The 13,150-nt window shown below is 70.5% G+C and carries 13 protein-coding genes and 1 pseudogene; 12 read left to right on the plus strand and 2 right to left on the minus strand.

Annotation, left to right across the window (positions count from 1 at the left end):
• The first annotated feature begins 196 nt into the window (after positions 1 to 196).
• The 3 genes from F3J18_RS17320 to F3J18_RS17330 all read left to right on the plus strand — a co-directional run bounded on the left by F3J18_RS17320 (position 197) and on the right by F3J18_RS17330 (position 2,205).
• Entirely contained in the window at positions 197 to 829 is a 633-nt protein-coding gene (locus tag F3J18_RS17320) for a helix-turn-helix transcriptional regulator (RefSeq protein WP_017919138.1), read from the plus strand.
• A gap of 199 nt (positions 830 to 1,028) precedes the next feature.
• Positions 1,029 to 1,478, plus strand: coding sequence for a response regulator (locus F3J18_RS17325; protein ID WP_025101498.1), 450 nt, complete (start codon positions 1,029 to 1,031; stop codon positions 1,476 to 1,478).
• Complete coding sequence (locus F3J18_RS17330) at positions 1,441 to 2,205, plus strand: helix-turn-helix domain-containing protein (RefSeq protein ID WP_017919139.1); 765 nt, start codon at positions 1,441 to 1,443, stop codon at positions 2,203 to 2,205. Before F3J18_RS17325 ends, F3J18_RS17330 begins: the two co-directional genes overlap by 38 nt.
• Positions 2,206 to 2,334: 129 nt before the next feature.
• On the opposite strand, the gene F3J18_RS17335 is transcribed toward F3J18_RS17330, so the two are convergent.
• Positions 2,335 to 3,021, minus strand: coding sequence for a TetR family transcriptional regulator (locus tag F3J18_RS17335; RefSeq protein ID WP_205195458.1), 687 nt, complete (start codon positions 3,019 to 3,021; stop codon positions 2,335 to 2,337).
• Between the two features lie 102 nt (positions 3,022 to 3,123).
• On the opposite strand from F3J18_RS17335, the gene F3J18_RS17340 reads away from it, so the two are divergent.
• From F3J18_RS17340 to F3J18_RS17355, 4 genes are all read left to right on the plus strand, one after another.
• On the plus strand, positions 3,124 to 4,032 hold the full coding sequence (locus F3J18_RS17340; protein ID WP_025101500.1) for an SDR family NAD(P)-dependent oxidoreductase: 909 nt from the start codon (positions 3,124 to 3,126) through the stop codon (positions 4,030 to 4,032).
• Complete coding sequence (locus tag F3J18_RS17345; RefSeq protein WP_166913476.1) at positions 4,029 to 5,639, plus strand: NAD(P)/FAD-dependent oxidoreductase; 1,611 nt, start codon at positions 4,029 to 4,031, stop codon at positions 5,637 to 5,639. The genes F3J18_RS17340 and F3J18_RS17345 overlap by 4 nt, the downstream gene beginning before the upstream one ends.
• A gap of 18 nt (positions 5,640 to 5,657) precedes the next feature.
• Positions 5,658 to 6,632: an alpha/beta hydrolase gene (locus tag F3J18_RS17350; protein WP_013691020.1), complete on the plus strand. Its 975-nt coding sequence runs from the start codon at positions 5,658 to 5,660 to the stop codon at positions 6,630 to 6,632.
• A gap of 246 nt (positions 6,633 to 6,878) precedes the next feature.
• Positions 6,879 to 7,301 (plus strand): hypothetical protein, encoded by a 423-nt coding sequence (locus F3J18_RS17355; protein ID WP_025101503.1) that lies wholly within the window; start codon positions 6,879 to 6,881, stop codon positions 7,299 to 7,301.
• Between the two features lie 37 nt (positions 7,302 to 7,338).
• Here the strand turns inward: F3J18_RS17355 and F3J18_RS17360 are convergent, their stop codons facing one another.
• Entirely contained in the window at positions 7,339 to 8,547 is a 1,209-nt protein-coding gene (locus F3J18_RS17360; protein WP_166913477.1) for an aminotransferase class I/II-fold pyridoxal phosphate-dependent enzyme, read from the minus strand.
• 179 nt (positions 8,548 to 8,726) lie between these two features.
• On the opposite strand from F3J18_RS17360, the gene F3J18_RS17365 reads away from it, so the two are divergent.
• From F3J18_RS17365 to F3J18_RS17385, 5 genes and pseudogenes are all read left to right on the plus strand, one after another.
• Positions 8,727 to 9,578, plus strand: a complete 852-nt coding sequence (locus F3J18_RS17365; protein WP_013691023.1) for a LysR substrate-binding domain-containing protein — start codon at positions 8,727 to 8,729, stop codon at positions 9,576 to 9,578.
• Between the two features lie 317 nt (positions 9,579 to 9,895).
• Positions 9,896 to 11,431 (plus strand): diguanylate cyclase, encoded by a 1,536-nt coding sequence (locus tag F3J18_RS17370; RefSeq protein ID WP_166913478.1) that lies wholly within the window; start codon positions 9,896 to 9,898, stop codon positions 11,429 to 11,431.
• 103 nt (positions 11,432 to 11,534) lie between these two features.
• On the plus strand, positions 11,535 to 11,999 hold the full coding sequence (locus F3J18_RS17375) for a zinc-finger-containing protein (RefSeq protein WP_025101506.1): 465 nt from the start codon (positions 11,535 to 11,537) through the stop codon (positions 11,997 to 11,999).
• A 239-nt stretch (positions 12,000 to 12,238) separates the two neighbouring features.
• Positions 12,239 to 12,613 carry a hypothetical protein gene (locus F3J18_RS17380; protein WP_166913479.1) on the plus strand — a complete coding sequence of 125 codons (375 nt, stop codon included), beginning with the start codon at positions 12,239 to 12,241 and terminating at the stop codon, positions 12,611 to 12,613.
• 309 nt (positions 12,614 to 12,922) lie between these two features.
• A pseudogene (locus F3J18_RS17385) lies at positions 12,923 to 13,150 on the plus strand (alpha,alpha-trehalose-phosphate synthase); the annotation flags it as partial.

The following is a 13,150-nucleotide window of genomic DNA, read 5'->3' on the forward strand; positions in this document are numbered from 1 at the left end:
ACGCGCGGGCGCCGGCGCGTCTCGCGCGCAGCGCGGATTCTACCCGATTCGAAGTGGCCGGCCGCCGGCTTCGACGGGCCGCGGGCCAGTCCCCGGGCGGGCGGCGCGCGGATCGGCCGGCCCGGGTGGATCGCTTTGCGCAATGCCGGGGGGCGCGTGGTTACAATACCGTCGAATCCCGGATAAATCGTCCAATATGACCCGCAAGTCCTCCCCGTCGGAACAGGCATCGCTGATCGAGCAGGTCCGCAACATCGCGCAAGGGCTCGGCGAGATGTTCGCGCCCTTCACCGAGGTGGTGGTCCACGACCTGCGCACGCCCGCCAACTCGATCATCGCGATCCACAACAACCTGTCGGGCCGCGCGGTGGGCGACCCGACCACCGAACTCGGGCTCGCGCGCATCGCCGACGACGACTATCCCTCGGTGCTCGCCAACTACGCCAACCGCTTCCCCGACGGGCGCACCGCCAAGAGCACCTCGATCGGCATCAAGGACGCCAACGGCCACTACGTGGCCGCGCTGTGCCTGAACGTCGACGTCACGCTGTTCCGCGGCATCCAGGGGCTCCTGAACCAGTTCTGCCAGATCGGCCCCGACAGCGTCGGCGAGACGCTCGACCCCGCCAATGCCGAGGCGATCCGCGAACGCATCGACCGCTTCGCGATGACGCTCGCCACCACGCCGCGCTCGCTGAAGACCGAGCAGCGCCGCGCGCTGATGCAGGAACTGAAGGACGACGGCTACCTGGAGGTGCGGCGCGCGATGGAGATCATCGCCCAGCACCTGGGCGTGTCGCGCGCCACCGTCTACAACGACGCGAAGTGAGGCCCCCCGGCGAGGGCCGATCGCGGGACGATCGGCGCGATCGTTGCGGCGGGCACGGCATTCAAGGGCCGGCGACTTTCCGATCGTTCAGCGATTCGTCATACCTGTAGGAATCGGCCTACAGCTTTCAGCGAATCACCTACCGGCTTTTCATCTGACGCCGATTTCGCGGCGCCGGCCCGGCTGTAATACTTGCCGGATGGACGCCACCCTCCTCCGTGTTTATGTCGTCGAGCCGGCCGCCGCGATACGCCGGCGCGTCGCCGCCTTGCTGGAGCCGCTCGCCGGCGTGGCGGTGGTCGGCGAGTCGGAGGACCACGCCATGGCCTTCGCCGGCATCGTCTCGAGCCACGCCGACGTGGCCGTGATCGAGCTGCGCCTGCCTTCGGGCAGCGGGCTCGAACTGCTCGGCGCGCTGGCCCGCTTCGCGCCGCAGGTGGTCACGGTGATCCTGACCAACCTGTCCGCGCCGGCCTTCCGTGCCGCCAGCCACAAGGCCGGCGCGCACTACTTCTTCGACAAGACCACCGAGTTCGAGCTGGCGTGCCACACCATCGACGCGCTGGCCCGAGCCCGTGCACGTCGCCCTCAACCTGTCCAACGAGCCCACTATGCCGACTGCCACGACGCCCGCTACGATCGCCCATGACGTGCCGCCGCCCGCGGCCGTCCCGTTCGACGCGCCGAAACAGCCCGGCGCGCGCTGCTCGAATTGCGCCACGCGCAACGTCTGCATGCCCTCGGCGCTCACCCATGCCGAATACCGGCGCCTGGACGCGCTGATTTGCACCACGCGCCAGGTCAAGCGCGGCGACGCGCTGTTCCATGCCGAGGATCCCTTCACCAGCCTCTACGCGGTGCGCAGCGGCTCGTTCAAGACCGTGGTGATGCATCGCGACGGCCGCGAGCAGGTCACCGGCTTCCAGATCACCGGCGAGACGCTCGGCCTGGACGGCGTCTGCGAGGGCGTCCACCACTGCGACGCGATCGCGCTCGAGGACAGCACCGTGTGCGTCATCCCGTTCGCCCAGCTCGAGGCGGCCTGCCGCGAGATGCGGCTGCTGCAGCAGCACGTGCACCAGTTGCTGGCGGGCGAGATCGTGCGCGAGTCGCGCGCCATGATGCTGCTCGGCACCATGACGGCCGAGCAGCGCGTGGCCTCGTTCCTGCTGAACCTGTCGGCGCGCTTCAAGGCGCGCGGGTATTCGCCGGCCGAGTTCAACCTGCGCATGACGCGCGAGGAGATCGGCTGCTACCTGGGGATGACGCTGGAGACGGTCAGCCGCATGCTGTCGAAGTTCCAGCGCAACGGGCTGATCGATTCGCGCGGCCGGCAGATCCGCATCAACGACGCGCAGGGGCTGGTGCAGGTCTGACGGCGGGCGCGGTTTGGGGTGTTTGAACCGCCGCTTGGGCCGCTTGAGCCGCTTGGGCCTCCATCGTCTTCCGAGCGGGCCAACGCGCCCGCCGGCCCTCCCTCTCGCCCCGCGCGCGCCTTCCCCGCCTCAGCCCGCCTGGCCGTCGGCCTGCGCGACACCCTCTCGCTGCGCATCGAACCTCGCCAGCGTACCGAGCAGCACGTGCCGGCAATTGCGCACCATGCGCGCCTCGGGATCGCGATAGCCGGTCAGCAGCCAGGCCGCGCCGACATTGGTCATCGCGCCGACCAGCGCGAGCCCGGTCAGCCGCGCGTCGGCGCGCTGCTCCGGATCCTCGGGATCGGTCACGCGCGCCACCGAGACGATCTGCCGGCCGAATTCGAGCAGGTTGCGCTGGTAGGTCATGTCGGTTTCCGCGCTCACGCCCATCACCTCCAGCAGCAGCACGCGCGCCGCGCAGGTATCGCGCAGGAAGGCGAAGAACGCGCCCAGCCCGGCATCGACTCGCGCCTCCAGTCCCGCCTCGCCGGCCTTCGCCAGCGCCGCGCCGACGGCCGCGCGCAGGCGCTCGGCATGGTGCTGGTAGGTGGCCTGCAGCAGCGCGTCGGTACCGGCGAAGGCCGCGTAGAAATAGCGGTCGTTCAGCTTCGCCTCCTGGCAGAGCGCGCGCACCGTGGTCTTGCGAAAGCCCAGCGTGCCGAACAGGCGCGTTCCGGCCCCGATCAGCGCCTCGCGCCGTTCCGCGGCGCGCGCCTCGGCCGCCACGCCGCCATAAGGGCGCCCCTTCCGGCGAGTTTCGAGTGTTTTCTCCATTCCGCTATTTGACATCGCTCAATGGCATGATTAAATTGGTGACGCTCAACACCACATTTAAGCCGTGATTCCACAGCCCGGCAAGCCCCGTGAGGAGATGCGATGAAGAATTTCACGAACAAAGTGGCCGCGATCACCGGCGCCGGTTCCGGCATGGGACGCAGCCTGGCCGTGGAGCTTGCCCGTCGCGGCTGCGATCTCGCCCTGAGCGACATCAATGAAATCGCGCTCGCGCAAACCGTCTCGCTGTGCAACGCGCAGGGCGTGCGCGTCACCGCGCAGCGCCTGGACGTGGCCTCGCGCGAGGCGGTGTTCGCCTGGGCCCGCGCCACCCGCGAGGCGCATGGCCGGATCAACCTGATCTTCAACAATGCCGGCGTGTCGCTGACCGCGCCGGCCGAGTCGGTGAAGATCGAGGATTTCGAGTGGCTGATGGGCATCAACTTCTGGGGCGTGGTGCATGGCACCCAGGCCTTCCTGCCCTACCTGCTCGAATCGGGCGACGGCCACGTGATCAATACCTCCAGCCTGTTCGGGCTGATCGCGATGCCGACCCAGAGCACCTACAACGCCAGCAAGTTCGCGGTGCGCGGCTTCACCGAATCACTGCGCATGGAGCTGGAGATCGAGGGCGCGCCGGTCAGCGCGACCTGCGTGCATCCGGGCGGGGTAGCCACCAATATCGTCAACGCCTCGCGCATCGACGAGAAGATCCTCGCGCTGACCGGCCAGGACGTGGAAGCGCATCGCCGCTCCGCCAACAAGCTGATCAACGCCACCAGCGCCGACGAGGCCGCGCGCCAGATCCTCGCCGGCGTCGAGCGCAATGCGCGCCGCGTGCTGGTGGGCGCCGACGCGCGCCGCCTGGACCGCCTCGCACGCCTGTTCGGCTCGGCCTACCAGGTCTTCGTGCTGCGTTTCGTGCGCCAGTCGCGCCAGCGCAACTTCCAGCGCCACGGCTCGGGCCGGGCGAATCCCGCTTCGTCGACCACCACCAGGGACGCCGCATGAACACCACCACCGGCTGGCAGCCGTCCGCGACGGCCAACCCGGGCGCCGCCCGCCCCACCACGAGTTCCACCGCCGCCCGCGCCGCCGGCGAGGGCGAGGCGCAGGCCGGCACCGAGCTCGACGTGCTGATCGTCGGCGCCGGGCTGTCCGGCGTGGGCGCCGCCTGGCACCTGCGCGAACGCTGCCCCTGGGCGAGCTTCGCGATCCTGGAGAGCCGCGCCAGCCTGGGCGGCACCTGGGACCTGTTCCGCTACCCCGGCGTGCGCTCGGATTCCGACATGTTCACGCTCGGCTACAGCTTCCGCCCCTGGCACAGCGACAACGCGATCTCGGAAGGCGCGGCGATCCTCGACTACATCCGCGACACCGCGCGCGAATCCGGCATCGATCGCGAGATCCGCTACCGGCACCGCGTGACCGGCGCGAACTGGGATTCGGCCAGCGCGCGCTGGAGCGTCGACGTGCTGCGCGGCGAGGGCGACGAGCAGCAGGCGCTGCGCTTCACCTGCCGCTTCCTCTACATGTGCAGCGGTTACTACGACTACGAGAACGGCCACGCGCCGAGCTGGCCCGAGATGGACCAGTACCACGGCCGCATCGTCCATCCGCAGCACTGGCCGCAGGATCTCGACTACCGCGGCAAGCGCGTGGTGGTGATCGGCAGCGGCGCGACCGCCGTCACCCTGGTGCCCTCGATGGCGCGCGAGGCCGCCCACGTGACCATGCTGCAGCGCTCGCCCACCTACATCGTCTCGCTGCCGGCACGCGACAAAGTGGCGATGCGGCTGCGCCGCTGGCTGCCGGCCGGGCTCGCGCACCGCCTGGTGCGCACCAAGAACGTGCTGCTGACGATGTACCTCTATCGCCTCTCGCGCCGCCGCCCGGAAGCCACCAAGCGCTTCATCCTGAACGCCGCGAGCCGCCAGCTCGGCCCCGACTTCGACATCGCCCGGCACCTGACGCCGCGCTACCAGCCCTGGGACCAGCGCCTCTGCCTGGTGCCGAACGGCGACCTGTTCAAGTCGATCCGGGCCGGCCAGGCCTCGATCGTCACCGACGAGATCGAGCGCTTCACGCCCGGCGGCCTGCAGTTGAAGAGCGGCCAGACGCTGGAGGCCGACGTGGTGGTGACCGCCACCGGGCTCAAGGTGCGCATGCTCGGCGGCGCCGCGGTGAAGGTCGACGGCCGCCCGGTCGAGTTCGGCGAGGCCGTCTCCTACAAGGGCATGATGGCCAGCGGCGTGCCGAACCTGGCCACCTCGTTCGGCTACACCAATGCGTCCTGGACGCTCAAGGCCGAGCTGATCGCGCTCTACGTCTGCCGGCTGCTGAACCACATGCGCGCGCACGGCTACGACAGCTGCACGCCGACGCTCGACGATCCGGCCATGTCGCGCATGCCGGCGGTCGACCTGAGCTCGGGGTATATTCAGCGGGTCGCGGCCCTGCTGCCGAAGCAGGGCCTGCGCAATCCCTGGAAGTCGCACCAGAACTACGCGCGCGACCTCGCGCTGCTGCGCTTCGGCTCGCTGACCGACCCGGGAATGCGCTTCGCGCGTCGCCCGGCCGCGCCGGCCGCCGCGCGCGCCACGTCCGAATCCCTCTAACGAGACAAGGGGAATGCCGTGATCGCTCAACTGATCGCCATCGTCGTCGCCATCTACGTCGTGCTGTTCGGCTTCACGCAGTTCACCGCCTACCAGGTGCGGCGCCGCTTCCCGCCCGAGGGCAAGTTCGTCGACATCGACGGCGACCGCCTGCACTACGTCGACTACGGCAGCGGCCCGCCGATCGTGATGGTGCACGGCCTGTGCGGCCAGCTTCGCAACTTCGCCTATCTCGAGCTGCCGCGCCTGGCGCAATCGCACCGCGTGATCGTGGTCGACCGCGCCGGCTCCGGCCGCTCGACGCGCGGCCCGGGCTCGCAGGCCAACGTCTATGCCCAGGCGCGCACCATCGCGCGCTTCATCGCCACGCTCGGGCTCGAGAAACCGTTGCTGGTGGGGCACTCGCTGGGCGGCGCGATCGCGCTCGCGGTCGGTCTCGACCATCCCGACAGCGTGAGCCGGATCGCGCTGATCGCGCCGCTCACGCATACCGAGACCGAGCCGCCCGCCGCCTTCAAGGGCCTGGCGCTGCGCTGGCCGCTGCTGCGCCGCTTCGCCTCGCTGACGATGGGCATCCCGGTGATGATCCTGCAAAGCCGCAAGGCGATCGACGCGATCTTCGCGCCCGAGCCGGTGCCGCGCGATTTCCCGATCAAGGGCGGCGGCCTGATGGGGCTGCGTCCCGAGGCGTTCTACGCGGCCTCGTCGGACCTGGTGGCCGCGCCCGAGGACCTGCCCGAGATGGAGCGCCGCTACCCGACGCTGGGCGTGCCGGTCAGCGTGCTGTACGGCCGCCAGGACGCGATCCTCAGCTACCGCAAGCACGGCGAGGCCTTGAAGCAGAAACTGCCGGGTATCGAGCTGACGCTGGTGGAAGGCGGGCACATGCTGCCCGTGACGCAGCCGGTGCAGACCACCGACTGGATTCGCGAGGTGGCGGCGCAGGCGGCCGAGCCGGCGGCGCCCGTGGCGCGGGCCGCGGCAGGACGCTGAGCCGCATCGACATGGCAAGGCGGCGAGTTCCGCCGGGGCCGTGCGCGCCACACTGATCCGGTCGAACCTCGCCGCCGGCCCGGGCGCTCGCGCACCCGGGCCTGCCACTTCATAGAACACCGCCGGCCGGCGGTTTATTCCATCGCGCGGGCCAATCCCCGCCCGCTTCCCATCCCCGCCTCGCGAACGCCCGGCGCGCGATCCGATTACAATCGCGCACTTCGAACCGTCACCGGGATTCGCACCATGAAGCCTCTGATCGCATCGGCCCTGACAGCGGCCTTCTCCGTGGCCCTGAGCCTGGCCGCCACGGCCGCGCTGGCCGATACCCCCGACGGCGGCGGCGCGGCCAGCCAGCCGAGCCAGCCCTGCGCGATCGGCATGGCCAACGGCGTGGCCGGCACCACGGCGAGCCTGCGCGAATACCTGTCGCTGCCGGAGCGGGACCGCTTCCGCTACCTGATGGACAACCAGCTCAGTTGCAAGATCTCCGACGAGGGCCGCGCCTCGGGCTGCGCCGGCCTGACCAACCTGCGGCGCGATCGCGTCAGCGTCTACGACGACAGCGACAGCACGGTGACCACCGTGGTCGCGCGCGTCGATCTCGACCAGGGCACCTTCCCGGTGATGGTCGACCTGCCCAAGGCCAATCTCAAGTGCGAGCGCTGAGCGCGCGCCCGATCGCGCGCGACGCCCGCCAGCCGGCTCAATCGAGTTCCAGCGCGCGCCGCACCGACACCGCGATCGCATCGGCGGCCAGCCGCACCTCGTCGAGCGAGGGGAAGGACGGCGCGATCCGCAGGTAGCTGTCGTCGGGATCCTCGCGATACGGGAACACCGCGCCGGCCGGCGTCAGCACCAGGCCGGCCTCGCCCGCCAGCGCGACCACGCGCTTCGCATGGCCCGGCGGCAAGGCCAGGCCGATGAAGTAGCCGCCTTCGGGCCGGCTCCAGCCCACCCCCGCCAGGCCGCCGAGCCGCGCGGCCAGCCCTTCCTGCACCGCATCGAACTTCGGCCGCAGGAGCGCGCGATGGCCGTCCATCAGCGCCTCCAGGCCGGCGCGATCGCGCAGCGCATGCACGTGCCGCAGTTGATTGAGCTTGTCCGGGCCGATCGAGCGCGCCCCCGCGTGACGCGCCCACCAGTCGAGATTGCGCGTCGAGGCGGCCAGGAAGGCCACGCCGGCGCCGCCGAAGGTCACCTTCGACAGCGAGGCGAACACGAAGGCGCGATCGGGATGGCCGGCCGCCGCGCAGGCCGCCAGCAGGTTCGGCGTGGCGTGCCGGGTCTCGCCCAGGTGATGGAAGCGGTAGGCGTCGTCCCAGACCAGCCGGAAATCGGGCGCCGCGGCGGGCATCGCCGCCAGCCGGTTCACCGTGCTCGCCGAATAGATCGCCCCGCTCGGGTTGCTGTAGAGCGGCACGCACCAGATGCCGCGAATCGAGGCGTCGTCGCGCACCAGCGCCTCGACGATCTCCATGTCGGGGCCGTCCTCGCGCATCGGCACCGCAATCATGCGGATCCCGAGCGTCTCGCAGATCGTGAAGTGGCGGTCGTAGCCCGGCACCGGGCACAGCATCGCCACCTCCTGGCCGCGCCAAGGCGCGCCGCCCGGCAGGCCGTGCAGCATCGCGAAGGCGAGCACGTCGTGCATCAGCTCCAGGCTCGAATTGCCGGCCGCCACCACCTGCTCCGGCTCGAGCTCGAGCAGCGCCGCGCCGAACTCGCGCGCTTCCGGCAGGCCCAGCCCGAAGCCGTAGTTGCGGCAATCGGCGCCGTCGCGCGCGAGATATCCGGGGTCGCCGGCCTCGGCGAACCGGCGCGTGGCCAGGTCGAGCTGGGCCGGCGCGGGCTTGCCTCGCGACATGTCGAGGCGCAGCCCGCGCTGCCGGAATTCGTCGTAGTTCGAGAACATCGCTTGCATCTCCCCGCCGCGTCGCGCGGCATCGCGTGTGATGGAACGGCCGGCTGTCGAATCGCGTTCGATCCTGCCTCGATCGGGTCGCTTCGACGACATGAGGCCCAGTATGCGCAGCGGTCAGCCATCAGACAAACGCGTTATATTGAAGCTTTCGTTCAGTTTTTCTGAAGACAATGAAATCCCTCGATCTCGACGTGCTGGCGATGGTGGTGGCGGTGGCCGATGCCGGCAGCTTCGTGCGCGGCGCGGCCCGCGTGCATCGTTCGCAATCGGCGCTGAGCATGCAGATCCGCGCGCTGGAGCAGTCGCTCGGCAAGCTGCTGTTCGTGCGCGGCGCGCGCAGCGTGGTACCGACGCCCGACGGCGAGACCCTGGTCGCCTACGCGCGGCGCCTGCTGGCGCTGCGCGACGAGGCCTGGGCCGCGATCGTCCATCCCGAGGTCAAGGGACGCGTGACGATCGGCGTGCCCGACGACTACGCCTCCTCGCTGCTGCCGCCGGTGCTGCGCAAGTTCTCGGCGCGCTACCCGAAGGTCGAGATCCAGGTGGTCGGCCTGCCGAGCCGGGCACTCGCGCCGCTGCTCAAGGACAACCGCATCGACCTGGCCTGCGTGACGCGCATGCGCGGCCTGAACGGCGCCTTCGTGCGCGCCGAGCCAATGGTCTGGGCCGGGCCGCCCGGCGGCGGCCCGGTATGGGACGAGCGCCCGCTGCCGGTGGCGCTGTTCGGCACCGGCAGCGTCGCGCGCGCCAACGCGATCCGCGCGCTGGAGGCGGCCGGCATCGCGTTTCGCACTTCCTACGAAAGCCCGAGCCTGATGGGCCTGTTCAGCATGGTCGAGGCCGGGCTCGCGATCGCGCCGCTGGCGCGCTGCGCGGTGCCGGCGCATTTCTCGCAGCAGGGGCCCGCGCACGGCCTGCCGGCGCTGCCCGATCTCGACATCGTGCTGGCGCGCAGTGCGCGCTCGAACCGCCCGCCCTGCGATTTCCTGGCCGACCAGTTGCTGTCCGAGCTCAGTATCTGAGCTGCCGGACAGACGAAAGCCTGCGGCCGAAGCCGCAAGCGGAAACGCGAATTCCCGTCGCCGGGCGCGAAGCCCTGTGCCGCGCGCCGGCGCGGGTTTCATTTCGTGCGCATCGATGCTGCATCGCATCAGGCACGCGCCTGTCTCTCTCTCGCCACTAAATCGCCGATGCCTCGCGCGCGCGCCCGATTTGCTCCGATAATCGGGCTGGATGCGCGCCGGGCCGGCGCCGCGGCCGCCGAGCCCGGCGCGAGGCCGGCCGCGAGCCGCCTCGCGAAGCGCCGTTCATCGTTCGTTCCGTCGCACCCGCTCACCTCATGCCCGATCGCCTGTCCGATTCGCCGCGCCGTGCCTGGAAGCTGCCCGCGGCGCGCCTGCTGACGCCGCCCGGCGTGCTGGTCGCGGGCGCGCTGCTGCTGGTGTTCTTCTGGGCGCTCAGCGCGCTGGTGCTCTACCAGTCGCGCTCGGACGCCTACCAGCGCGCGGCCGGCAATTCGCGCAACCTGGTGCTGGTGCTGGTGCTGGAGCGCGACATCGCGCGCAGCATCGAGCAGTACGATCTCTCGCTGCAGGCCGTGGTCGACGGCATGCGCCAGCCGGCGGTGATGGCCCTGCCGCCGCACCTGCGCAACCTGGTGCTGTTCGACCGCGCCACCACCGGCCGCTACCTCGGCACCATCTACGTGGTCGATGCCGAGGGCCGGGTGGTGATCGACTCGCGAGCCGATACGCCGCCGCCGACCAATCTCGCCACCCGCGACGACATCGCGATCCACCGCAGCCATCCCGGGCTGGGGCTGTTCATCAGCAAGCCCTACGCCTCGCCGCTGCACGGCGGCCAGCCGATGCTGACGCTGTCGCGCCGCATCGACAATCCGGACGGCTCGTTCGGCGGCGTGGTGGTGGGCGCGCTGAGCGTCGACTACTTCCGTTCGCTGCTCGACGGCCTGCAGGTGGGGCCGCACGGCTCGGCCGCGGTGCTCGGCACCAACGGCGCGCTGATCACGCGGCTGCCCTACGACCCTTCCATGGTGGGCCGCGACGTCAGCCGCGCCACCGTGTTCCTCGACGCGATGCGTCATCCCGAGGGCGCCGTGGCGGGCCTGGCCTCGCTCGACGGCACGCGCCGGCTGTATGTCTACAAGCGCCTGCCGACGCTGCCGATCATCGTCGACGTGGCGCCGGCCGAAAGCGACATCTACATGGAATGGCGGCATCGCGCGGAACGGCTCGGCGCGATCGTGCTGGTGTTCTCGCTGGTGGTGGCGGCCGGCTCGGTGCTGCTCTCGAACGAGTTGCGGCGGCGCCAGCGCGCCGAGGAACAACTGCGCCGGCTGGTGCGCACCGACGCGCTGACCGGCCTCGGCAACCGGCGCTCGTTCGATACCACGCTGCATGTGGAATGGTTGCGCACGCAACGGACCGGCCGGCCGCTGTCGCTGCTGTTCGTCGATATCGACCAATTCAAGGCCTATAACGACCATTACGGCCACCCGGCCGGCGACGAGGTGCTGCGCGAGGTCGGCCGGGTGCTGACGCGCTGCGCGCAACGCCCCTCGGACGACGTCGCGCGCTACGGCGGCGAGGAATTCGTGGTCACGCTGCCCGATACCGATGCGCGGGGCGCCGCCCAGTTCGGCGAGCGCGTGCGCCGCTCGATCTACGATCTCGCGATTCCGCACGCGGCCAGCCATTACGGCCGCGTCACGGTCAGCATCGGCATCGTCACCTCGGGCGAGGCGGCGGCATCCAGCGATGCCGCCTTCGTGAACCTGGCCGACACCGCGCTCTATCACGCGAAAACCGCCGGTCGCAACCGGATCTGCGACCCGCAAGGCGTGGTGCTGGCCTAGCCGGGCCACCGCGCCCGGTTTGGGCATTCGATTGGGACATCCGGCGGGCCGCCGTATACTGTGGCCTGCTCCCACTCCGATCCCGCTCACCGATCCCCAGCCCATGCGCGTTGGCCGTCCCGTTCCCGCCCTGCCTCAACCCGTCTGCGACTATTGCGGCGAGAAGGCATTGCTCGCGCGCTTCGGCGATGCCGCCTACCCGTATCGCGACGAGCACGGCGAACTGTGGGTCTGCCCGCCCTGCGACGCCTGGATCGGCATCTTCCCGCGCAGCCGCCGCCACGTGCCGCTCGGCCGGCTGGCCAATGCCGAGCTGCGCCAGGCGAAATCGGACCTGCACGCGGCGCTCGAGCCGCTGGTGGCCGCCAAGATGCGCCGCGACGGCTGCAATGCCTTCGAGGCGCGCGCCAAGGGGATACGCTGGCTGGCCACGCAGCTCGGCCAGGATCCGGCCACCACCCTCCACGGCTTCGATCTCGAGACCTGCCGCGCCGCGATCGCCCTGGTCAGGGAGTTCCTGGCGAACCGCCAGCGCGGCGAGGCGGCGGATCCGGTCGACGGCGGCTAGCGGGCGCGGGCGGCGAGCGATCGGCGCCGGAAAGTCGACTGGACTGGATACGTTTCAGGCACGCCAATTGCTCCATTGATTGCTGCAGCGAATCAATTTCCCCCTGGCAGGCACCTCGCATCCGGCCGCCAACCGCGATTGCCGCTTCTTTGCTGCGCCCGCCCATATTTTTGCAAGACGTTTACGCGGCGGCGCGTACCTTGAGGCTGTGTTCGTAACCGCGGCTCTCCGCCGACATCATGCCTGCTACCCGCAACGCCACGTCCACCTCCCAGACCACCGGCCGACAGGCCCGCCCGATCGTCTCGATCGGCCCGGCACGAGCGCGCCAGACGCGCTCGTCGATCTCGCTGAGCACGCCGCTCGCCCGCGACAGCGCCCCGCGCGTGCTGCTGCCCGTCACGCTCGAGGGCAGCGCCGACTATCTCTGCGCGCAACGCCGCGCGCTGCTGCGCTCGCCGCTCGGCGTCTACGTCTCGCATATCGACGCGCATCGCGCCCGCATGGCGGTCTGGTTCGACCTGGCGCGCGCCGATGTCAGCTTCGCGATCCACACCCTGCTCACCACCGTCCCCGACGCCACGCTCGGCTGCCTGCGCCCGCGCCTGTCCTGAACGCATGTCTTATTGATGGTGTACGCTGGGCCCGTTCCTCTTCCGGCAACGGCCCGGCGTCCCGCGCAAGGCTGCTGCCCGCGTGCCGGGGGCTCGCCCGCCGACGTGCATCGGCGGCCCGCGCCGGAACGCATCGTCGTCTCGTCCCGTCCGATCCGCCTCGCGAGGCCTGTATCGGCCAGTGCCCCCGGCCCGCGCCGGCGCCCTGCCCGATGCCTGCTGCCCGTCCAGCGCGCCGCCCGCCGGCGCGGTGCACGCCGTGGCGGCGGATCGCGTCCTCATCCGCATCGTCATCACCAGGAGGTATCCGTGAGCCGTCTCATCGTCGTATCGAACCGGACAGCAGACCCGGACAACGAAGCCGCCGGCGGCCTGGCCGTCGCGCTCAACGACAGCCTGCAGCAGCGCGGCGGCATCTGGTTCGGCTGGAGCGGCAAGCTCGCCGAGGCCGACAGCGATCCCGGCAACCAAGAGGTGCAGGTTCGCGAATACGGCAACATGGAACTCGCCACCATCGACCTCTCGCAGCGCGACTAC

Source organism: Burkholderia sp. Ax-1720 (genome assembly GCF_011753035.1).
Classification (GTDB): Bacteria; Pseudomonadota; Gammaproteobacteria; order Burkholderiales; family Burkholderiaceae; genus Burkholderia; species Burkholderia gladioli.